Annotated in this window: 19 protein-coding genes; 14 read left to right on the top strand and 5 right to left on the bottom strand. The window is 64.5% G+C overall.

Annotated elements, in window-relative coordinates:
• Positions 1–2: 2 nt before the first annotated feature.
• Complete coding sequence (locus H0193_RS00305; protein WP_181889542.1) at positions 3–1,394, bottom strand: glyceraldehyde-3-phosphate dehydrogenase; 1,392 nt, start codon at positions 1,392–1,394, stop codon at positions 3–5.
• A 174-nt stretch (positions 1,395–1,568) separates the two neighbouring features.
• Entirely contained in the window at positions 1,569–2,549 is a 981-nt protein-coding gene (locus H0193_RS00300; protein WP_181888049.1) for a 3-hydroxyisobutyryl-CoA hydrolase, read from the bottom strand.
• Positions 2,550–2,590: 41 nt separating this feature from the next.
• On the opposite strand from H0193_RS00300, the gene H0193_RS00295 reads away from it, so the two are divergent.
• The 3 genes from H0193_RS00295 to H0193_RS00285 all read left to right on the top strand — a co-directional run bounded on the left by H0193_RS00295 (position 2,591) and on the right by H0193_RS00285 (position 4,682).
• The gene (locus H0193_RS00295) at positions 2,591–3,373 is read left to right on the top strand and encodes an HAD family hydrolase (protein ID WP_181888048.1); all 783 of its coding nucleotides are present in this window, start codon (positions 2,591–2,593) and stop codon (positions 3,371–3,373) included.
• A complete protein-coding gene (locus H0193_RS00290) occupies positions 3,370–3,951 on the top strand; it encodes a DNA-3-methyladenine glycosylase (protein WP_070472746.1) in 582 nt (193 codons plus the stop codon). Before H0193_RS00295 ends, H0193_RS00290 begins: the two co-directional genes overlap by 4 nt.
• Before the next feature lie 83 nt (positions 3,952–4,034).
• Positions 4,035–4,682: a biliverdin-producing heme oxygenase gene (locus H0193_RS00285; RefSeq protein ID WP_236883383.1), complete on the top strand. Its 648-nt coding sequence runs from the start codon at positions 4,035–4,037 to the stop codon at positions 4,680–4,682.
• Positions 4,683–4,693: 11 nt separating this feature from the next.
• Here H0193_RS00285 and H0193_RS00280 read toward each other — a convergent pair whose 3' ends face one another.
• Positions 4,694–5,041, bottom strand: a complete 348-nt coding sequence (locus H0193_RS00280; protein WP_141741270.1) for a hypothetical protein — start codon at positions 5,039–5,041, stop codon at positions 4,694–4,696.
• Between the two features lie 173 nt (positions 5,042–5,214).
• Here H0193_RS00280 and H0193_RS00275 point away from each other — a divergent pair, with 173 nt between their 5' ends.
• From H0193_RS00275 to H0193_RS00250, 6 genes are all read left to right on the top strand, one after another.
• Complete coding sequence (locus H0193_RS00275; protein WP_083290123.1) at positions 5,215–7,149, top strand: HtaA domain-containing protein; 1,935 nt, start codon at positions 5,215–5,217, stop codon at positions 7,147–7,149.
• A gap of 25 nt (positions 7,150–7,174) precedes the next feature.
• On the top strand, positions 7,175–8,242 hold the full coding sequence (locus tag H0193_RS00270) for a heme/hemin ABC transporter substrate-binding protein (protein WP_181888046.1): 1,068 nt from the start codon (positions 7,175–7,177) through the stop codon (positions 8,240–8,242).
• On the top strand, positions 8,239–9,282 hold the full coding sequence (locus H0193_RS00265; RefSeq protein ID WP_070421265.1) for a FecCD family ABC transporter permease: 1,044 nt from the start codon (positions 8,239–8,241) through the stop codon (positions 9,280–9,282). Before H0193_RS00270 ends, H0193_RS00265 begins: the two co-directional genes overlap by 4 nt.
• On the top strand, positions 9,279–10,106 hold the full coding sequence (locus H0193_RS00260; protein WP_181888045.1) for a heme ABC transporter ATP-binding protein: 828 nt from the start codon (positions 9,279–9,281) through the stop codon (positions 10,104–10,106). Before H0193_RS00265 ends, H0193_RS00260 begins: the two co-directional genes overlap by 4 nt.
• A 69-nt stretch (positions 10,107–10,175) precedes the next feature.
• Positions 10,176–11,021, top strand: a complete 846-nt coding sequence (locus H0193_RS00255; protein ID WP_181888044.1) for an HtaA domain-containing protein — start codon at positions 10,176–10,178, stop codon at positions 11,019–11,021.
• A 333-nt stretch (positions 11,022–11,354) separates the two neighbouring features.
• Positions 11,355–12,116, top strand: coding sequence for an HtaA domain-containing protein (locus H0193_RS00250; protein ID WP_070472765.1), 762 nt, complete (start codon positions 11,355–11,357; stop codon positions 12,114–12,116).
• Here the strand turns inward: H0193_RS00250 and ppk2 are convergent, their stop codons facing one another.
• Positions 12,117–12,968, bottom strand: a complete 852-nt coding sequence (gene ppk2 / locus H0193_RS00245) for a polyphosphate kinase 2 (RefSeq protein WP_181888043.1) — start codon at positions 12,966–12,968, stop codon at positions 12,117–12,119.
• 186 nt (positions 12,969–13,154) lie between these two features.
• Between ppk2 and H0193_RS00240 the strand changes: the two genes are divergently transcribed.
• The 5 genes from H0193_RS00240 (at position 13,155) to H0193_RS00220 (ending at position 19,038) form a co-directional block, all read left to right on the top strand.
• Positions 13,155–13,793 carry a GntR family transcriptional regulator gene (locus H0193_RS00240; RefSeq protein ID WP_181888042.1) on the top strand — a complete coding sequence of 213 codons (639 nt, stop codon included), beginning with the start codon at positions 13,155–13,157 and terminating at the stop codon, positions 13,791–13,793.
• Between the two features lie 59 nt (positions 13,794–13,852).
• Entirely contained in the window at positions 13,853–14,608 is a 756-nt protein-coding gene (locus tag H0193_RS00235) for a LamB/YcsF family protein (protein WP_181888041.1), read from the top strand.
• Positions 14,605–16,158: a 5-oxoprolinase subunit B/C family protein gene (locus H0193_RS00230; protein ID WP_181888040.1), complete on the top strand. Its 1,554-nt coding sequence runs from the start codon at positions 14,605–14,607 to the stop codon at positions 16,156–16,158. Before H0193_RS00235 ends, H0193_RS00230 begins: the two co-directional genes overlap by 4 nt.
• A 3-nt stretch (positions 16,159–16,161) precedes the next feature.
• On the top strand, positions 16,162–17,886 hold the full coding sequence (locus H0193_RS00225) for an acetyl/propionyl/methylcrotonyl-CoA carboxylase subunit alpha (protein WP_181888039.1): 1,725 nt from the start codon (positions 16,162–16,164) through the stop codon (positions 17,884–17,886).
• A gap of 66 nt (positions 17,887–17,952) precedes the next feature.
• On the top strand, positions 17,953–19,038 hold the full coding sequence (locus tag H0193_RS00220) for a zinc-dependent alcohol dehydrogenase family protein (protein WP_070472783.1): 1,086 nt from the start codon (positions 17,953–17,955) through the stop codon (positions 19,036–19,038).
• Here the strand turns inward: H0193_RS00220 and H0193_RS00215 are convergent.
• Positions 19,035–20,096, bottom strand: a complete 1,062-nt coding sequence (locus H0193_RS00215) for an HNH endonuclease signature motif containing protein (RefSeq protein WP_181888038.1) — start codon at positions 20,094–20,096, stop codon at positions 19,035–19,037. The genes H0193_RS00220 and H0193_RS00215 overlap by 4 nt on opposite strands.
• Between the last annotated feature and the right edge of the window lie 80 nt (positions 20,097–20,176).

Here is a 20,176-nt window from a genome sequence, read left to right as displayed (position 1 = left end):
AGTTACTGGATCTCAGCCGGGTCCTTGCGCTCCGGGAACACGCGCGGACGCACGCCCGCGATGTCCTCGACGACGCGGACCACCTGGTGGGAGTAGCCGTACTCGTTGTCGTACCAGACGTAGAGCACGAGGTGGTTGCCGGAGGCGATGGTGGCCAGGCCGTCCACCACAGACGCGTGGGTGGTGCCGAGCAGATCGGTGGAGACGACCTCCGGGGAGTTGATGTAGTCGATCTGCTGACGCAGGTTGGAGTGGGTGGACACGCGGCGCAGGAAGTTGTTCACCTCGTCCTTCTCCACGTCCTTTTCCAGGTCCAGGTTCAGCACGGCCATGGACACGTCCGGGGTGGGCACGCGGATGGCGTTGCCGGTGAGCTTGCCCTCGAACTCCGGAAGCGCCTTGGACACGGCCTTGGCGGCACCGGTCTCGGTGAGCACCATGTTCAAACCGGCGGCGCGGCCGCGGCGGTTGCCCTTGTGGAAGTTGTCCGCGAGGTTCTGGTCGTTGGTGTAGGAGTGGACGGTCTCGACGTGGCCGTGCTTGACGCCGTAGCGGTCGTTGATCACCTTCAGCACCGGGGTGATGCCGTTGGTGGTGCAGGACGCGGCGGACAGGACGCGCTCCTCGCCGATCATGTCCTCGTTGATGCCGTAGACGATGTTCGGGATGTCGCCCTTGCCCGGCGCGGTGAGCAAGACGCGATCCACGCCCTTAGACTCGAGGTGCTTGGACAGGCCGTCGCGGTCGCGCCATGCGCCGGTGTTGTCCACCACGATGGCGTTGTCGATGCCGTAGGCGGTGTAGTCGATCTCTGCCGGGTCGTTAGCGTAGATCATTTGGATCGGGGTGCCGTTGGCCCAGATGATTTCCTTCTCCTCGTCCACGGTGATGGTGCCGTTGAACGGGCCGTGCACGGAGTCGCGGCGCAGAAGCGACGCGCGCTTGATGATGTCGATGTCGCCCTTCTTGCGCACCACCACCGCGCGCAGGCGCACGCCGCCGTACATCGCCTCGCGGGCAATGAGGATGCGGGCGAGCAGGCGGCCGATGCGGCCGAAGCCGTAGAGCACGACGTCGCGGGCCTCGAGCTCGGAGGAGGTGCCGATGACGTCGGCGAGCTCACGGTCGAGGAAGGAGCGCAGGTCCTTCTCGTCGGAGTGCTTGTACTCCTTGGCCAGGCGGCCCAGGTCGATGGAGGCGGTGCCGAGGTCCATCTCCACGAGCTCGCGCAGGATCGGCAGCGTCTCGTCGAGCGCGAGCTCCTTTTCGTCGATGCGGCGCGCGTAGCGGTGCGCCTTAATGATGTCGATGTCGGTGACACCCACCAGCAGGCGGCCGTAGACCGAGGTCGCCGCGTTGTGCTCGCGGTGCAGGCGGCTGATCAGCGGCAGCATCTCCTGCGCGAGGGTGAGCTTGTGGTTCCAGTCGTCGCGGGGGTTGGTCGTTTCGGTCAACGTCGCTCCTTTTGCATGTGGGAATCGGGGGCAATTTCTTCGCCCGTAATCGCCCCCTTACTGTAGCGTCCGGGGGCCGCGTGCGGGTGCTGCACCCCCGCGATTGCGCAGCGCTTAGCGCAAAATGTCCCGGTACTTGCCGGGTTCTGGCTGCGGCGCGAAGTTCGGGGACTGGTCTTTGTCCACGAGCACCGCGCGTACCCCCTCTGCGAAGTCTGGTTCGCGGGTCATCATGGCACCCAAGCGACGCTCGTTGTCCAGCGCCCCGGCGAGGTCCTGCGAGGCGTTGGCGGCGAACAGCTCGGCGGCGGCGACCAGGGACGACGGGGAGGCTTTCGCCGTCAGCTTTGCGACGAGCTCCGCCAACTCCCCGTCCAACTTGCCCTGAATCTCAGCCCATGAGCCCTGGAACGTGGGCTCGATGTCGTCGAGAAGCGAAAGCAGCTGCGACTCCCCCGGCTCAACCGCGACCGAGTCGAGGTAGCCGGGCCCCTCGGCGACGATGCCGTCGAGCACCCCGTCCAGCGTGGCCACCTTGTGCGTGGCCAGGCCGGTGGCCAGCATGTCGTCGGGGGTGAGCCGGTAACCCGTCAGCGCGAGGAACTTCCCCAGCGCCAGCGACGGGTGCTTCGGCAGATTCTGCAGCAGCCAGGACATCCCGACGTCGGTGACGAAGCCGATGTTCATCTCCGGCATGGATGCGAAGGCATCTTCCGTGACCACCATGTGCGAGCCGTGGGCGGAGATGCCCATGCCGCCGCCCATGATCACCCCATTGCACAGCGCGATGTACGGCTTGGGGTAGTTCGCAATGTCCAGGTTCATCGCGTACTCGTCGGCGAAAAACGCGTCGACCTCGTCGCCGCGGCCCTCGAGGATGCCGTCGCGGGCGGCGCGCACGTCGCCGCCGGAGCAGAAGTGCTTGCCGGAGGATTGGACGACCACCTGCTCGATGGCGTCGTCGTCGCGCCACTGCTTCAACGTCGCGTCGATGGCGCGGGCCATCTCGGGGCTCAACGAGTTCAGTGCCTTCGGGCGGTCGAGGGTGATCACACCGGTGGTGTCGCGTACTTCAGTCTTGATCAGATCGGTCATGCTTCCCCAGTGTTCCACATCACACCGGTAGTGTGGGGGCAATGCGGACACCTCGGTTGATTGCGTTGGACATGGACGGCACGCTCCTCGACGGCGACGGGCGCGTGCCGGACGCGTTTTGGCCGCTGCTGGAGAGCGCGCGCTCCCGCGGGGTGACCCTCGCGCCGGCGTCCGGGCGGCAGCTGGCCTCCCTGCAGCGGATGTTCCCGGAGTGCGACACCTTCATCGCGGAAAACGGCGCGGTGGTGGTGCACGGCGGCGAGGTGGTCTCCACCACCGCCCTACCCCTGGATGCTGCCCGCAACCTCATCGCAGCGCTTCCCGACGCACCATTTCCCGCCCACACCGTCATCTGTGCACCAGAAGTGGCCGCCACCCTCCCGCTGCCACCGGCCATCGACGCCGAGGTAGACAAGTACTACGCCTCCCGCACAACACTGGCAGCACTCGGCGACCACCCCACCCCCGTGATCAAAATCGCCCTCTACGTCGAAACCGACGCCGAACGCGACGCCCTGCCCTGGGTCCGCGAACACGCCCCCGAGCTGCGCGCTGTAGTCAGCGGCAAACACTGGCTAGACATCATGCACCCAGACGCCGACAAAGGACACGCACTCGAAGCGCTCGCCGACACGCTGGGTATCCCCCTTGCACAGACCTCAGCATTCGGCGACTTCCTCAACGACTACGGCATGCTTCGCGCCGCCGGCTACGCCGTCGCCATGGAAAACGCACACCCCGACCTCAAAGCGATCGCGGACGAGGTGATTGGGTCAAACGGGGACGAGGCGGTCGTCGATAAGCTTGCGCAATGGCTGAAATGATCGACTTCACCCAACCCGCCGACGTCGTCGCACCGCAGTTGCTGGGGTGCCTCATCACCCACAACGGGGTAACCGTGCGCCTGACCGAAGTCGAGGCATACCTCGGCGACGACGACCCCGCCGCCCACACCCACAACGGCAAAACCGCCCGCAACGCCGCCATGTTCGGCCCACCCGGCAGGCTCTACGTCTACCTCTCCTACGGCATCCACCACAACAGCAACATCGTCTGCGCACCCGAAGGCGTCGGCCAAGGCTGCCTCATGCGCGGCGGCGAAATCATCGCCGGCGAAGCACTCGCCCGCAAGCGGCGACAACGCCCCGACCGTGCCATAATCCCGTTTGAAAACCTCGCACGCGGGCCAGGCAACCTCGGCCAAGCGCTCGGACTGGGGTTAGGCGACAACGGCACCCCCGTTCACCTCACCCCACGCGACACCGAACCCGAATGGGTCGCAGGACCGCGCATCGGGATCTCCAAAAACAAAGACGCCCCGTGGCGGTTCTGGATCCCCGGCGACAAAACCGTATCCACACCACGCGGGCGCCCGAAGCGGATCAACCTTTTGGGTGATTGATTAAAGGTTAGGCTTACCTATATTCTCAATCTGCAACTAAGGGTAACCTACCCTTCATTCCTAGATTGGAGAAGCAGATGACCATGGCCGCCCCCACTGACCAGCGACTGTCGGCCGCACTCAAAGACCAGACTGCCACTGCGCACTCCAGCGCCGAGAATTCCCCCTTCATGTCGAGCCTTGGAAAAGGCGAGCTGGACCGGGCAGCCGTAGCAGAGCTGACAGTGCAGTACTTCCACATCTATTCGGCACTCGAAGCTGCGGTACGCCGCGCCGCTTCCCACCCCGCGGTGGCGCAGATCGCCGACGAGCGCCTCGAGCGCGTGCCCGCCCTCGAAGCCGATCTCACCGCCATGCTCGGTGCCGGCTGGAAGGAAACCACCGCCCCACTCGATGCCACGAGGCGCTACGTTGCCGAACTCGAGGCGCTCACCCCGGACTCCGGCCCGGAAGTCATCGCCCACCACTACGTGCGCTACCTCGGCGACATTGCCGGCGGACAGGTGCTCGCACGCGTGTTCCAGAACGCGTACGCACTGCCCGACGAGGCATTGCACTTCTACAACTTCTCCGCGGTAGGCAAGATCCCACACTACCGCGCGCACTACAAGGAAGCGCTCGACGCGATACAGCTTAACGACGAAGAGCGCGCACGAATCATCTCCACCGCCCAGCACGTTTTCGCCCTGAACCAGGCAGTGTTCCAGGACCTTTCGACCCACGCCGGCTAGGCCGGGGCTCACTAACGCCTGTCAACGTAAGCGATCGCACCCCAGATCGCCCCAGCCGCCACGAACGCGGTGAGCACTCCGCCGGTGAGCGTGAACTGCGCAGGCACCAGAAACAGCACTAGCACTGCCAAGCAAACAATCAACCCCCAAGCCACCGCGAGGACGATCCCCGCGCGTTTGCCCAGTCGAGCACTGGCATCGCGGCCCTTATGCGAGGGCAGTGACGAAAGCCCGAGAACCGCAGCCACCAACGCCACGCTCGCAGGGAACGCCACCCAGATGTTTCCGGTACCCGCCCCAAACGCGATCACACCTGTGATCAAGGCGATCAGGGCGCGCTCCCAGGTGACGAAGTGCACAGCGCCGCCTTCATATGTGCGCGGCAATCGCACACCGACAGGTCGAATGAGTTTGGTAGCAGGTCCCGTCTGTTGCGCCATCACGACAACCCCTTTCAACATTATGCAAACCTAACCTTACTTAGGTAAGGTTAGCCTACCTACTTTTCGCTATTTCGCACCTCGAGGCAACCATGAATGTTCGCACCCACCTCGGCGCAGTCGCTTGCGCGAGCCTGATCGGCTTTACCGCCACCATGTTCGGCGCCGCGCCTGCGCTTCTTCCTCTCGCGGCGGCCGAAGAGCCTGCCAGCACACACCGCAGTGTCTCAGCGGGAACCATGCAATGGGGGGTGCGCGAATCGTTCAGAAAATACATCGAAGGTCCCATAGCCCACGGCAGCATTTCGGTCGGTGGCGGCGCACAGCGCTCAGGCGACGGTTTCACGTTCGACGCCAAATCCTCGGCACTGACTTCAGCCTCGGCCGGCGAAATCAGCTTCCAGGGTGAGGTCCATTTCACCGGACACAACGGCGCGCTTGATATGACGCTGCGCAACCCCACAGTGGTGGTCAATGGCACTCAAGCCGAACTGCGGGTGGATTACGCTTCGCGGAAGTACGAGGGCATGAACTCGACCGGCCCGGTGCGCGAAGGCACCCAAGAGCTGCTCGCCACCATCGCGCTCAACGCCGCCCCGGATTTCTCCGCACAAACAACGACCATCGCAGGCCCCACCTCCCTCACCACAACCGGTGCGGAGATCTTCGGTGGCTTCTACGAGGTGGGCGCTCCACTCGACCCGGTCACAATTGAGCTATCGCTTAACGACGCCTCCGGCCCCGCCCCACAGCCCAAAGAGGGCGGCGGCACCTCCGGCGCAAAGAGATCGGGCGCCACCTCCGGCCCGGCCCGCCTCCTCGGCGAGATCAACGACACCCTGGAAGAACTCAACGCGATGTTCGCCAACACTGAGACACTGCTGCGCAGCGGTGAGTCACTGCATCGCCGGGTACTTCCGATGCAGGAAGGCACGAGCCCTGCACCAGCGGCCAACAGCGGCGCCCCCACGTCCAATGCCTCCCGAACGGGAGGAACCTCCAACGCAACGAACAGTCCAGCGAACGTCAACCCTGGCTCCGTCCCCGCGACACCAGCCGGCGCGCCGAAGGTGAGTGGCGGCACGAACACCGGTAATGCAGCAAAACCCACTGGTGCGGCACCTGCGGGTGGCGCCAGCGACAGCGGGATCTGTGACTCGAGCGCGTCTCGTGGGATTGTCAGTTCCGAGGCCCAGTGGGGCATTCGCCAATCTTTCCGCACGTACATCCGCGGCAACATCGCGAAAGGACGCTGGGAACTCAAAGGCGTCGGCGACGACGGCAACGCGTTCACGTTCTCCGGCAATTCCGGCGCGGTGGACACTGCCGCACGCTCCGGTTCCATCCTCTACCCCGGCACCATCCACTTCACCGGCCACGAAGGGGTGTTAGACACCCGCTTTTCCAATATGGAGATCCAGTTCAGTGGCGATTCGGGCCAAATCGTCATCAATGTTTCGTCGAATAGCACTGATGGCAAGGCGAATGATTTCGGCCGCATCGCGATCGCCAACTTATCCTTCAGCGAGCTGAGCGTCTCCGATTCCGCGGTGTCCGGCTCCGCGCAGGCGACGCTCACCCAAGTCGGCGCGGAGGCGTTCGGCCAGTTCTACCCCGCTGGGGCCCCACTCGACCCAGTGAGTTTCAGCGCTCGCCTCGGCAACACGGCGAACTGCCGCGAGGGGCAGGGTGGAGCCTCCTCGGAGTCGTCGACAGGCAAAGGCGGAACCGCAGGTGACGCTGCGGCGCTGAAGCGCGGCGGCACGGCAGGAGCCCAAGCGAAGCTGAACTCAGGGACGACCCCCGAAAACGCAAAAGGCAGCGTGTTCGACGAGGTAGAAGGTACAGATGCCGTGGAATCCGCCAAACAGCCCGAAGGCGGAAAGTTCCAGATCAAAAACTCCGCGGCAGGCGACGGCGCCGGCAGCGGAGGCTGGGACGACTCAACGGTGGCCAAACTCCTGCTTCTGGTGGCCTCGCTGCTCGGCGCCGGTGGCGCGCTGACCAGGTTTATTGCGACCGGATAAAACCGGATAGAAAAGGAAACTCTCAATGAAGCTTTGGAAAACACCCCTCGTCTGCGCGGTCGCGGCGGCCGTGGGTCTGTCGCTTGGAGGTTGCGCCAGCTGGGACAACCCCGTGCAAACCGAACAAAAGGCGCTTTCGCAGTCGCTCGCAACCGGAGCCGACCCGCACCAGGCTGAGGGCGTCGCGATGGTATCGGAGATTTCCGAGGTAGAACCCGTCGAAGCGGAGCGCGAAACTGCGCTGCCCGTCGAACTCACTGACGCCGACGGCCACGACGTCACGGTCACCGACACCTCCCGCATCCTCGCGCTCGACCTCTACGGCACCTACACAAAGACGCTCCGCGGTATCGGGTTGGCGGACAACATTGTCGGTCGCACGGTCAGCTCCGCGGAACCCTCGCTTTCTGACCTTCCCGTGGTCACCGAAAACGGTCACTCACTAAACGTGGAGGCAATACTGAACTTGCGCCCGACGTTGGTCATCGTGGATCACTCCGTCGGTCCGAGCGAGGCCATCGACCAAATCCGCGCGGCGGGCGTGACCACCGTCGTCATGGAGCCGAAACGGACCATGGCATCAATGGGAGAGGACATCATGAACGTGGCCTCCGTCGTCGGGGAGCCAGAAGCGGGCAAACTCCTCGCGGAACGAAGTGAAAAAGAGGTGCAGCAAGCTCTCGAAGCGATCAAACAGGTCGTCCCGAAACAGCCGCTGCGCATGTCATTCCTGTACGCGCGCGGGACCGGCGGCGTGTTCTACCTGCTCGGCGGCGAAGACGGCACCAAGGACCTCATCGAGGCGCTCGGCGGCGTTGACGTGAACACTGAAAACGGCATCGGCAACGCTTCCCCCGCCAGCCCCGAAGCGCTCACCCAGGTCAATCCGGAGGTGTTCGTCATGATGAACGGCGGGCTGCAATCCACCGGCGATATCGAGGGCCTGCTTCAACGACCCGGTGTCGCACAGACGACCGCCGGCCAGCACAAGCGCGTGCTTTCACTTCCCGACGGCGACTCGCTTGCGTTCGGCCCCCAAACCGGGGAACTTCTGCTGCGCGCAGCCCACGCCCTGTACGGGGAGGGGCAGTGACATCTTCCGCCGAGGTGTTTCACGCCCGCCGCCGCGGCCGTGTGGCGCTGTTCACGACCGTCAGTGTGCTACTGGTGGCGACAGCCATCGGCTCGATCATGGTTGGACAGTTCGAGCTTTCGGTCCGTGAGCTGTGGCCGATTCTCCAGGCCGGTCCGCTGTCCGCAACCTCTCTGGAAGCGTCCGTGATCTGGCAGATCCGACTCCCCCGCCTGGTGCTCGGTCTGTTCGTCGGTGCCGCGCTGGGCGTCAGCGGGGCGCTCATGCAGGCAGTCTTCGCCAACCCGCTCGCGGAGCCGAGCGTGATCGGCGTGAGCACCGGCGCGGGCGTCGGGGCCGCCGTCGCGCTCGTCTTCGGGCTCACCACTTTCGGCACGATGACGGTGCCCGTCCTTGCCTTTATATCTGGGACCCTTGCAACCGCGGTGGTGTACTTCCTCTCGCGAGTCGGCGGCAAGGTTCGCGTGCTCAACCTGATCTTGGTGGGTATCGCGGCCAACGCTATCTGCGGTGCCATTATTTCAGTGCTCACTTTTATGGCCCCCACGACCGCGCGAGAGCAAATCATCTTTTGGCAGATGGGCACTCTCTCGGGCGCGAACTGGGCGCAAACGGGCGCAGTGACAGGCGTGGTCATCGTGTCACTGACGCTGGCGATGCTGTTAGGCAGCAAGTTCGACCTTCTCGCACTCGGCGACCAGGCCGCCTACCACGTCGGGCTCAATGTCACACGCCTGCGAATGGCGGCGATCGTGCTGTCGACGCTGCTCACCGCTGCCGCTGTCTCGTTTGCGGGACTGATCGGGTTTGTGGGTCTTGTGGTGCCGCACATCGTGCGCACTGCGGTAGGCCCTTCCAATAAGGTGCTGCTCCCCGCTTCAGCTCTCGGTGGGGCACTTTTGATCGGTGCCGGCGACATTCTCGCCCGCACAATCATCCCCTTTGCAGACCTACCGATTGGCATATTTACCGCGCTGATCGGTGGGCCAACATTCTTCTTGCTGCTGCGGCAAATGATACGAAAGAACCACCAGATATGACTGTTACCGCACGTGGCGTCACTGTGCAGAAGCAAAACCGCACGATTCTTAACCAAGTCGACCTGCACGCAACCGCCGGCCAGGTCACCGGGCTTATCGGCCCCAACGGAGCCGGAAAGTCGACCCTGCTGTCGGCCTTGGCGGGTGACATTCAGCTCGCGCACGGAGTGGTCGAGGTGGCGGGCAAGGATGCGTCGGAAAGCACAGCCTCCGAACTCGCGCGCACGCGCGCTGTCATGCTCCAAGACGTCAGCGTGGCGTTTTCCTTCCTCGTGCGCGATGTCGTCGAAATGGGCCGCCACCCCTGGGGCCGTGGGCCGGACGATGCGGCGATCGTGGATGCGGCGCTCGACGCGACGGGGATCACCCACCTACAGGACCGCGAGATTGCGACGCTGTCCGGCGGAGAGCGAGCCCGCGCAGCCTTCGCGCGGGTGCTCACGCAGCAAACGCAGGTCGTGCTTCTCGACGAACCAACGGCAGCCATGGACGTTCACTTCCAAGAACAAACGATGGGAGCCGTTCGCGCGCTTGCGCGTCGCGGTGTGACAGTCATCGTCGTGTTGCACGACCTACAGCTCGCGGCGCGATATTGCGACCGCGTCGTGTGCCTTAAGGCGGGCGAGATTACAGCGGCAGGCACCGTTGACGAAGTGTACAACGACGCGATTCTCAGCTCCGTCTACGACTGGCCCATCACCGTGTTGCGAAGCAGTGGGCGGATCCTAGTGGCCCCCGACGAGGCGGGTGAACCCGTCTCCGGACTCTGGTGTCCAGCCCCAGCTCCCCCCCACCCCTTGAAAAAGTTAGGGATACCTTGCTAAGGTTAGCCTACCCTATCCAATCGGTGCGATGTTACATCCACCACACCAACTCACCGAAAGGCTTCATCAATGTCCCGCACCACCACCCTCGCGGCCATCACCGCCACGGCCATGATCTCGACTGCATTCGCCACCCCCGCTGCCTTCGCGGATGCGCCAACCATCGAGTCGGGAAATGCGCACTGGAACATCAAGGAATCGTTCCTGCGCTACGTGCAATCCCCGTTCGTCGCCAGCACCATCACAACCACAGAAGGCGCGGAGAAGGTGCTTCGCGACGGCAAGCTTGCTGACTTCGCACTTCCGGTCAATGCCGCCGACTCCGCCCTCGATGCCAACGGCAACGGCACCATTGACCTCAACGGCGCCATTTCGATCGAGGGCCACCACGGCGCTATGGACATCAAGATGTCCGACTTCAAGATTGTGGTCAACGGCACGAAGGGCGTCCTGCAGGCGGATTACGTGCGCAAGGGCGCAATGCCGGGCTCTGAGCCCACCACCGCCACCGGAGACGACAAGCCGATCGCAGAGTTCGAGGTCACAGATGCGCTGAAGCCCGGCAAGGACAACAAGTTGTCTGCGACGTTCACCCCGACCAAGCTGACCGAGTTCGGCGTCGACATCTTCGGCTCGAGCTACGAAGTCGGCAAGCCATTGGATGACTCGAAAGTCGCCGTCAACCTCGCATTCAAGGCCCCGAAGAAGGAGCCGAAGCCGACCGACCCGAAGCCGACCGACCCGAAGCCGACTGACCCGAAGCCGACTGACCCGAAGCCGACCGGTGAGGACGGCTCGAGCACCGGCGCAATCGTCGGCATTGTCATGGCGGTTATCGCAGTGCTGGGCGGCCTGGGCTTTGCGGCGACTCAGCCTTCGGTCCAGAAGCTGATTAACCAGTTCATGGGCAAGTAGCGTCCATGTGCAAGGCGCGATTGTCCACCGCGGTGGCGGTGGTGCTATTGCTTTGCTCCCCCGCCGTCACTGAAGGCCAAACTGCGGAGGAAGACACTTTCACGGAGATTTCCTCGACAGACGACGGCTCGCCGGCTACGCAAGCCACGCGGGCAATCGCACTGGCGATGGCTTTCACCGGTTTAGGGTTCGCGCTCGGCGCCCTCATACAGGGGGCCGCGTCAATCCTCGGCATCAAGCCTCCACAACTGCCCCAACTGGTGCGTTAAACACTGTCCCAAGAGCCCCGTCGTCCGGCGAGGCCCTCATTTGATTCGAACAGGATTCGCCTCAATGCTCATCTCCCGAAACGCCGCTGCGGCGGGGTTCTCCGCGCTTATATTCGCCACTGCGCTGGCAATTCCTGCCGCCGCCGAAAGCTCCTCCGCTGAGCCCGCCGAGGTTGGCGGCGAATTTGTGTGGCCCATTTCCACCGGTTTTCTGAATCAGGCCGTCATTAAAGGTCAAGGTCGCGTGCTCACAGGCGGGGGCGCGACGTGGAACCAGGAAGCGCTTGAATTCTCCTTCCCGGTCACCTCCGCGACGCGGACCGGAAAGACGTGGACATTCGCGCTCGACGGCTCAGCGCAGGTACAGGGATACAAGAATGCGGGTGGCTACGACGGCTGGGCCGTAGATGTAAAGTACTCGGACCTCAAGCTGAAGGTGGAGGGAAAAAACGCCACTTTGTACGGCGACTACCTCCTCGCCGGGGTCGCGAACAAGACGTACAAGCCAGTCGGTGCCAAGGGGGACGACGAGCCGCTGGTCACCTTCACACTCGGCAGCGAGATCACCCCGCCGAAACGAGTGACAGAGCACAACCGGACAACGGTGTCGGATACCGGCATGGAGAAGTCCCTCAGGCACTACCCGAAGGGCACGTTGCTAAAAGACTCTGAAGTGGATCTCAACGTGACATTCGGGGCGACTGCTCTCAGCCCTGGGGCGATCGCGGGCATCGCCGTGGGCGTGCTCGCCGTACTTGGCAGTCTCGCCTACGCATCAACCCTTACCCCGGTCCGGGCGCTCCTTGCGCAGTGGCTGCCCCGGTAACTACTTTCTCTTTTTCTTCTTGCTGCCCTTGCCCACTTTGCGCTTCTCCAACTCGGCGGCGACGTCGGGGACGTAGCGGAACTCGTCGCGAGGCGGACGCTCATAGTCCGTGGTCTCCGGGCGCTCCGGGATCTCCGGCAGGTCCGGCTTAATGTGTTCGTACGGGATGGTGGACAACAGGTGCGAGATGACGTTGATGCGCGAGCGTTTCTTATCCTCGCTTTCCACCGTGTACCACGGCGCCGACGGGATGTCGGTGTGGACAAACATCTCGTCCTTGGCGCGGGAGTACTCCTCCCACTTCGTGATGGACTCTAAGTCCATCGGCGAAAGCTTCCACTGGCGCAGCGGATCGTTGCGGCGGGACTGGAAACGCTTGTACTGCTCCTCGTCGGAAACGGAGAACCAGTACTTGCGCAGCATGATGCCGTCTTCAACCAGCAGACGCTCGAAGATCGGCGCCTGGTGCAAGAAGCGGCGGTACTCCTGCGAGGACGCGAAGCCCATCACGCGCTCCACGCCGGCGCGGTTGTACCAGGAACGGTCGAAGATGACGATCTCGCCGGCCGTCGGCAGCTTCTCCACGTAGCGCTGGAAGTACCACTGGCCCTGCTCGCGCTCCGTGGGCTTCGGCAGCGCCTCGATCCGGCAGGTGCGCGGGTTCATGTACTGGGTGATGCGCTTAATCGCGGAACCCTTGCCCGCCGCGTCGCGGCCCTCCATGACGATGACCACACGCTCGCCGTTTTCCACCACCCACTGCTGCATCGCTACCAGCTCGGCCTGCAGGCGCAGCAGTTCCTTCTCGTAGGCCTTCTTGGACAGTTTCGGCGGTTTCTTGTCGTGGCTCATGGGTGTAACCGTACCCGCAGGCGCCGTGAGCACTAAAAACGCACGTGAACCTGAGAAGAAAGTGCAATATGGGATTACGGGTGCATTGTTGAACAATAAATGCGATATACTCTCTCTAGTTCTAACCAATACGGTCACCCACCTGCGCAAACGCAGTAGGCGACAACTGATTTCAATACGGATGCCATGCTTGCACACAACGTTTCCGCCGAGGTCCGCCGCGCGATCTCACGCGGCGAATTCGCTCCCGGGCAAAAGCTCAACGAGGTCGCCCTCGCCGAGCGCTTCGGCGTTTCCCGCAACACGTTGCGTGAAGCATTCGCCATGCTGACCGCTGAAGGTCTCTGCGAACGCATCCCCAACCGCGGCGTGTTCCTGGCCACCCCGACGCCGGAGTTCGTCACCGACACCTTCCGCGCCCGCGCCGCCATTGAGCCGGCCGCGCTGTTGTGGGGCCCGGACCTGGACGTCGACCGCCTCGACGAGCTGAACAAGGAAGCCCGCGTCGCCATCGAGGAAGAAGACGACGACCTACTCATCGCCGTCAACCAAGCCTTCCACCACGTCGTGCTCGCCGCGATGGGCTCGAAAACGCTCGGCGACACTATGGACCAGCTCGACGCCTTCCTCCGCCTGGCCACCCTGCCCATCCTGGAGCGCGACCCGGCGTTCAACCGCCGCTTCATCGAGGTCAACGAGCACATCGTCGAACTGGTCCAGTCCGGCGACCGCCAAGCCGCCTCCGACTACCTGCAGGTGCAGCTGATGGAGCAGGCCGAGGCGATCATCGAGATGATCGAGAAGATCAACAACGGCGCCGTCTAAACCACCCCCGGCCCAACCTGAGTGCAAGATCACATGCGCCAGGTTGTATAACTAGGGCCATGCATATCGACCTCAATGCCGACCTCGGGGAGACCACCGCGGGCAACCCGGTCGCTGATGACGCAGCCATGCTGGAGATGGTCTCTAGCGCCAACGTCGCCACCGGCTTCCACGCAGGAGACCCCCATTCCATCGCCGGCACCTTGAAAAACGCCGCCGCCCACGGCGTGACTCTCGGCGCCCACGTGGCCTACAACGACCCGGCAGGCTTCGGCCGCCGCTTCATCGACTACGCCCCCGCCGAACTCGCGGACGAGACGCTCTACCAAATCGGCGCCCTCGACGCGCTGGCCCGCGTCCACGGCATGCAAGTGCGCTACGTCAAGCCGCACGGCGCGCTCTACAACACGATCGTCCACCACGAGGCGCACGCCAAGGCAGTCATCGACGGCATCAAGGCGTTCAGCCCCGAGCTTGCCGTGATGCTGCTGCCCGGCGGCGTCGCCGTCGACATCGCCGAAAAGGCCGGCCTGCGCGTGATCCGCGAGGCGTTCGCGGACCGCGGCTACAACCCCGACGGCACGCTCGTGTCGCGCCGTGAGCCGGGTGCGGTCTTGCACGACCCGCAGGACGTCGCTAAGCGAGTGCTCCAAGTCGCCTCCACCGGATCCGTCACCGCCATCGACGGCACCGAGGTCAAAGTCCAGGCCGAATCGGTCTGCGTCCACGGCGACTCCCCAGGCTCCGTCGAGCTGACCCGGAGTGTGGTGCACAAGCTTGCCGACGAAGGCATCCGCATCGAGGCCGTCCTATGACATACACCGTCAAACGAGTAGGCACCCGCGCGCTCATCGTCGACCTACCCGACTTGGGCACCGTCATGAACTTCTACGCCGCGCTGTCCGCCACGCCACTGGAGCACCAAACCGACGTCATCGCCGCCGCGCGCACCGTGCTGGTGACCTTCGACTCGCCCACCGCCACCACCAAAGCCGTCGACGTGCTGGCCGCGTACACGCCCGCCGCCGCCGACATGGGCACGCCGCGCGACATCAACATTGACGTGCGCTACGACGGGGAGGACGTGGGCGCGCTGGCGTCGTCGCTCGGCATGAGCACAGCCGAACTGATCGAGTGGCACACCTCCACCACCTGGGTCGCCGCCTTCGGCGGATTCGCCCCCGGCTTCACCTACTGCGTGCCCGAAGACGCCTCGCGCGCCCTGGAAATCCCGCGCCGCGACTCGCCTCGCACCGCCGTGCCCGCAGGCGCCGTCGCCCTGGCCGGCGAATTCTCCGCCGTCTACCCGCGCACCTCCCCCGGCGGCTGGCAGCTCATCGGCACCACCGCCACCCCGATGTGGGACTCCACCGCCACCCCGCCCGCACTCGTCGCCCCCGGCGACCGGGTGCGCTACCGCGCAGTGGACACCCTGCCGGCCGACACGCAGACCGCGCGCAAACACCTGGCCACCCCGCCGCGCCGCCCCGTGTTCACGCTCGACGACGCCGGCCTGCAGACGCTCTACCAGGACCTCGGCCGCCAAGGCAACGGCAACCTGGGCGTGACCACCTCCGGCTCCACCGACCGTGCCTCCGCCCGCACCGCCAACGCCGCAGTGGGCAACAAACGCAACGCCACGCTGTTGGAAAACGTCGGTGGGCTGACCATGACCGCCCTGGCGGAGACCGTCATCTGTGTCACCGGCGCCGACGCCGAGGTCACCGTCGGCGGCCGGCCCGCGCCGCTAGCCACCCCGACGATCGTGCCGGCCGGCGCGGAAGTCGCCGTCAAGCCGGCGCGCCTGGGTTTTCGCACCTACGTCGCCGTGCGCGGCGGGCTCATCGCCGACACCGAACTGGATTCGGCGGCCACCGACATGCTCTCCGGGCTCGGCCCGAAGCCACTAGCCACCGGCGACACCATCGCCATGTCGCTGACCCCGCCGCAATCCGCGAACTCGCTGCTGTCCAACCCGCTGCGCGTCGAGCGCGACGGCGCGGACGTCGTCGGCGTGGTTCGCTGCGTCCTCGGCCCCCGCGACGACTGGTTCGACGCGGACGCCGTGGAGCGGTTCTTTAACACCACCTTCACCGTCACCGGCGACTCCAACCGCGTGGGCCTGCGCCTGGAATCCGACGCGCCCCTGACCCGCTCGCGCGACGGCGAGCTGCCCAGCGAAGGCATGGTCGCAGGCTCCGTGCAGATCCCCCCGTCCGGCCAGCCCGTGCTCTTCCTTCGCGACCACGCCGTGACCGGCGGATACCCTGTCATCGCGACCGTGATCAATGAAGACGTCGACATCGCCGCACAACTCCCGCCCGGCGGAAAACTCCGCTTCGAGCGCTACACCCTGGAAGGTTAAGCAATGACTCTTTCTGCCGTACTGATCGCCAACCGCGGCGAGATCGCCGTGCGCATCGCCCGCACCGCCCGCGACCTTGGCATCCGTTCCATCGCCGTCTACTCCGAGCCCGACACAGGGGCGCTTCACACCCAAGTCGCCGACGAGGCCTACCTCCTGCCGGGCAAAACCTCCGCCGAGACGTACATGAACATCCCGGCACTCATCGAGGTCGCCCACCGCGCCGGCGCCGACTGCCTCCACCCCGGCTACGGGTTCTTGTCCGAAAACGCCGACTTCGCCCGCACCGTCGAGCAGGCCGGCCTGAAATGGATCGGCCCCTCGCCCGAGGCCATCGAGCTGCTCGGCGACAAACTCTCCGCCCGCGCCCTTGCCGTCGAAGTCGACGCCCCGCTCGCCCCCGGCACCGGCGAGCCGCTGTCCACCTGGGAGGAAGCCCGCGACTTCGCCGACGCACACGGCATGCCGATCGCGATTAAGGCGGCGTTCGGCGGCGGCGGCCGCGGCCTGAAGGTCGTCTTCGACGAAGCCGACATCGAGGAAGGCTTCGCGTCCGCTGGCCGCGAGGCGAAGGAAGCGTTCGGCCGCGGCGAGTGCTACGTGGAGAAGTTCCTCACCCACCCACGCCACGTCGAGGCGCAAGTGCTTGCCGACGCGCACGGCAACGTCGCCGTCCTCGGCACCCGCGACTGCTCCACACAGCGCCGCTTCCAAAAACTCATCGAGGAAGCCCCCGCGCCGTTTTTGACCGACGAGCAACGCACCGCCATCGAAGAAGGCGCCCGCGAAATCATCCGCACGGCGAACTACCAGTCTGCCGGCACCGTCGAATACATCGTCTCGGAAGACGGCACCGTGTCGTTTTTGGAGGTCAACACACGCGTCCAGGTCGAGCACCCCGTCACCGAAGCCATCACTGGCGTGGACATCATCGCCGAACAGTTCCGCATCGCAGACGGGCTTCCGCTGTCCTTCGGCGACGCCGACCCGCAAATCCATGGTCACGCGTTCGAGTTCCGCATCAACGCCGAAGACGTCACCAACGGATTCGCACCGTCACCCGGCACCGTGACGCGTTTCGACGTGCCCACCGGCCCCGGTGTGCGCATCGACACCGGCGTGCGCACCGGTGGCCAAATCCCGCCCTACTACGACTCGCTCATGGGCAAGCTCGTCGTCTGGGGGCCGGACCGCGACACCGCGTTGAAGCGGGCGCAGCAGGCGCTCAGCGAGTTCGTCATCGAAGGCGTGCGCACCGTGCTGCCGTTCCACCGCGACATGGTCGACGCGCCCGAGATCACCGGCGACAGCCTCGACGTCTACACCGACTGGGTGGACCACAACTACTCGCCGTCGCAAAAACACAGTGACGTGGACATCGAGCACATCTACGACGAGCGCCGCGACGTCGTTATCGAGATCGACGGGCGCCTGCACACCATCGGCTTCCCCGTCGCGCTGCTCGGCGGCGGCGCTGCCCCAGCTGCGGCTGACGCTGCCGCCCCCTCCGGCGACGAGGCTGGCGCGGTGACGTCGAAGTACGAGGCCACCATCGTGGAATGGCTGGTCGCCGACGGCGACGTCGTTGCCAAGGGCGATGCCATTGCGACCGTCGAGGCGATGAAGATGGAATCGCAGCTCAAAGCGCCTCGCGACGGGCAGATCTCGCTTGCCGCACAGCAGGGCGAGCGCGTGAAGGCGAACGCCACCATCGCGACGATTTCCTAGATATGAGCGCGGTCACTGACATACGATGAGGGTGTCTGAAGCCACACCAGCGAAAGGACCCCTATCATGGCTGAGACAATGCAGGCACTCACCTACTTCGGCGAGGGCGACGTGCGCGTCGACACGCGCCCTGTGCCGACCATCTTGGAGCCCACCGATGCGATCATCCGCATCGACACCACCACCATCTGCGGCACCGACCTCGGCATCTTCCATGGCAAAAACCCCGAAATTGAGGAACGCGAACGCGAGCGCACAGGCGAATGGAACGGACGCATCCTCGGCCACGAAGGCATCGGCACCGTCGAAGCCGTCGGCGAGGCAGTGCAAAACTTCCAACCCGGCGACAAAGTACTTGTCTCGTGCGTTTCCCGATGCGGCGCGTGCGAGAACTGCCAAAAGCAGCTTTACAGCCACTGCCAGAACGGTGGATCCTGGATTCTCGGCTACATGATCGACGGCACTCTCGCCGAGTACGTGCGCACCCCGTTTGCCGACACCTCCCTCTACCACCTGCCGGACACACTGGACAAAGAAGTCGCAGTGTTCCTTTCCGACGCCTTGCCCACCGGACACGAAATCGGAGTCCAATACGGCAGCGTCACCCCGGGCAGCGACGTCATGATCGTCGGCGCAGGCCCAGTCGGCATGGGCGTGCTGCTCACATCCCAGTTCTACTCCCCCGCCACCATCACAGTCGTGGACATGGACGATAACCGCCTCGCCAAAGCCCGCGAAATGGGCGCAACCCACACCCTCAACCCCGCAAGCGATGATGTCAACGCCCGTGTCGGCGACATCACCGAAGGGCGGGGCGTGGACACCGCCATCGAGGCAGTCGGTCTGCCTGCAACATGGAAAACATGCGCCGACAACGTCAAGGAAGGCGGAAACATTGCTGTCGTCGGCGTGCACGGGAAACCGGTGGAGTTTCCGCTCCAGGAGATGTGGATCAAAAATCTCACCGTGACCACCGGTCTCGTCAACGCAAACACCACAGGCATGCTGCTTAAGGCAGTCCAGAACTCGGACCTGCCCATCAAGTCTCTGGCTACCCACCACTTCACGTGGGACCAGCTCGGCGAGGCATGGGAGACGTTCTCGCATGCCGACGAGCACCAGGCGATGAAGGTCATCATCGACAACGTCTAGCCGAAGAGTTGGTCGAGTGCTCCGCGGTCGGTGTTTTTCAGGTGATACCCCCGCGGTGAGACCCACCACGGTGCGCCCCTGATCATCGCGATGTGGCCGCGGGACTTGCGCCAGGGGTCGTCGTCGTTGACCCGGTTGTGATAGCGGCATAGCGGCACCAGGTTGTTCATGTTGGTGTAGCCGCCGTGTTTCCACGCCTCCACGTGGTGAATCTCCGAGCCATACGCCCCGTGCCTACAGCCTGGGAACGCGCACACGGGTGAGACCATGCAGGCCATATCGCGCTGTTTCTGGTTGGCGAAGCGCTCGGTGTCGTACAGATTCACCGCGCCTTGCTCCGGGTGGAACGCTGCGACCTCCAACGTCTCGCCGAACTCTTGCTGGAGGTATTCGGCGCCAGTCATGGTGGTGCCGTCGGTCAGCGTGAGGATGACGTCGTCGCCATCGCCCGCCAGGATGCGTGCGTGTTCAGAAATCGGCACCATCACAATCGGGCGTGGTGCCGCAGCAACCACTCCGCCGGTTTCGCCTTCGACGATGCGCCAGAACGCCTCCTCCATCTGGGGCGCCGCCGGAAGTGTGGCGTCGATGCCTTGCCGCAGGCGATGCTCTAAGTCTGCGGCTTTGCGGTCGGTGGTGTAGATGGTGATGCGCGCCCGGCCGTTGTTCGGCGCGGAGAAGGCGACCTGTTTCTTTTTCGGCGCCGTGTCCTCGCGGGGCACCAACTCTCGTGCGGCGCGCTCGATCGCGCGGTACCCGCCGGTCACATCCAGCAACTCCAAGCGCAGCCGCCACCGCTCGCTGGTGTCCTTGACACCACCGACGCGGCGTTCAATCAACGCCAGCTCGTCCAGGGAGAACCCGCGGGCCTTCTGTACTGCCAAAGCCTGTTTGCGGGTGAATTTGGTCGGCCCGTAGTACACCTTCTGCATCCCGTCCCACGCGCGTGCCCGATCCGGCGCCATGCCGGCACCCAGGGCAATAGACAGGTCGAAGTGCCGCAGGGTCTCCATGGATGCTGCGGCCATCGCCTCGATAAACGCGTCGAACGGGTTCATGCCACGAACACTAAAACAAGCGCAACCCCACACAACCCCCCGAACCGAAATCTGTGGATAACTCGCCACAGAAGCCCCAA

This window comes from Corynebacterium haematomassiliense, from assembly GCF_013978595.1.
Lineage (GTDB): Bacteria > Actinomycetota > Actinomycetes > Mycobacteriales > Mycobacteriaceae > Corynebacterium > Corynebacterium lehmanniae.
The sequence above is the reverse complement of the archived record's forward strand: the minus strand, read 5'-3'. Positions and strand labels throughout refer to the sequence as shown.

Bases quoted from the DNA above. Each gene is read 5' to 3' on its own strand.
- H0193_RS00270 (WP_181888046.1), top strand. From the start codon at position 7,175: ATGAAGCTTTGGAAAACACCCCTCGTCTGCGCGGTCGCGGCGGCCGTG.
- H0193_RS00255 (WP_181888044.1), top strand. From the start codon at position 10,176: ATGTCCCGCACCACCACCCTCGCGGCCATCACCGCCACGGCCATGATC.
- H0193_RS00250 (WP_070472765.1), top strand. From the start codon at position 11,355: ATGCTCATCTCCCGAAACGCCGCTGCGGCGGGGTTCTCCGCGCTTATA.
- H0193_RS00220 (WP_070472783.1), top strand. From the start codon at position 17,953: ATGGCTGAGACAATGCAGGCACTCACCTACTTCGGCGAGGGCGACGTG.
- H0193_RS00230 (WP_181888040.1), top strand. From the start codon at position 14,605: ATGACATACACCGTCAAACGAGTAGGCACCCGCGCGCTCATCGTCGAC.
- H0193_RS00240 (WP_181888042.1), top strand. From the start codon at position 13,155: ATGCTTGCACACAACGTTTCCGCCGAGGTCCGCCGCGCGATCTCACGC.
- H0193_RS00290 (WP_070472746.1), top strand. From the start codon at position 3,370: ATGATCGACTTCACCCAACCCGCCGACGTCGTCGCACCGCAGTTGCTG.
- H0193_RS00260 (WP_181888045.1), top strand. From the start codon at position 9,279: ATGACTGTTACCGCACGTGGCGTCACTGTGCAGAAGCAAAACCGCACG.
- H0193_RS00235 (WP_181888041.1), top strand. From the start codon at position 13,853: ATGCATATCGACCTCAATGCCGACCTCGGGGAGACCACCGCGGGCAAC.
- H0193_RS00285 (WP_236883383.1), top strand. From the start codon at position 4,035: ATGGCCGCCCCCACTGACCAGCGACTGTCGGCCGCACTCAAAGACCAG.
- H0193_RS00275 (WP_083290123.1), top strand. From the start codon at position 5,215: ATGAATGTTCGCACCCACCTCGGCGCAGTCGCTTGCGCGAGCCTGATC.
- H0193_RS00225 (WP_181888039.1), top strand. From the start codon at position 16,162: ATGACTCTTTCTGCCGTACTGATCGCCAACCGCGGCGAGATCGCCGTG.
- H0193_RS00215 (WP_181888038.1), bottom strand. From the start codon at position 20,096: ATGAACCCGTTCGACGCGTTTATCGAGGCGATGGCCGCAGCATCCATG.
- H0193_RS00300 (WP_181888049.1), bottom strand. From the start codon at position 2,549: ATGACCGATCTGATCAAGACTGAAGTACGCGACACCACCGGTGTGATC.
- ppk2 (WP_181888043.1), bottom strand. From the start codon at position 12,968: ATGAGCCACGACAAGAAACCGCCGAAACTGTCCAAGAAGGCCTACGAG.
- H0193_RS00305 (WP_181889542.1), bottom strand. From the start codon at position 1,394: ATGCTGCCGCTGATCAGCCGCCTGCACCGCGAGCACAACGCGGCGACC.
- H0193_RS00295 (WP_181888048.1), top strand. From the start codon at position 2,591: ATGCGGACACCTCGGTTGATTGCGTTGGACATGGACGGCACGCTCCTC.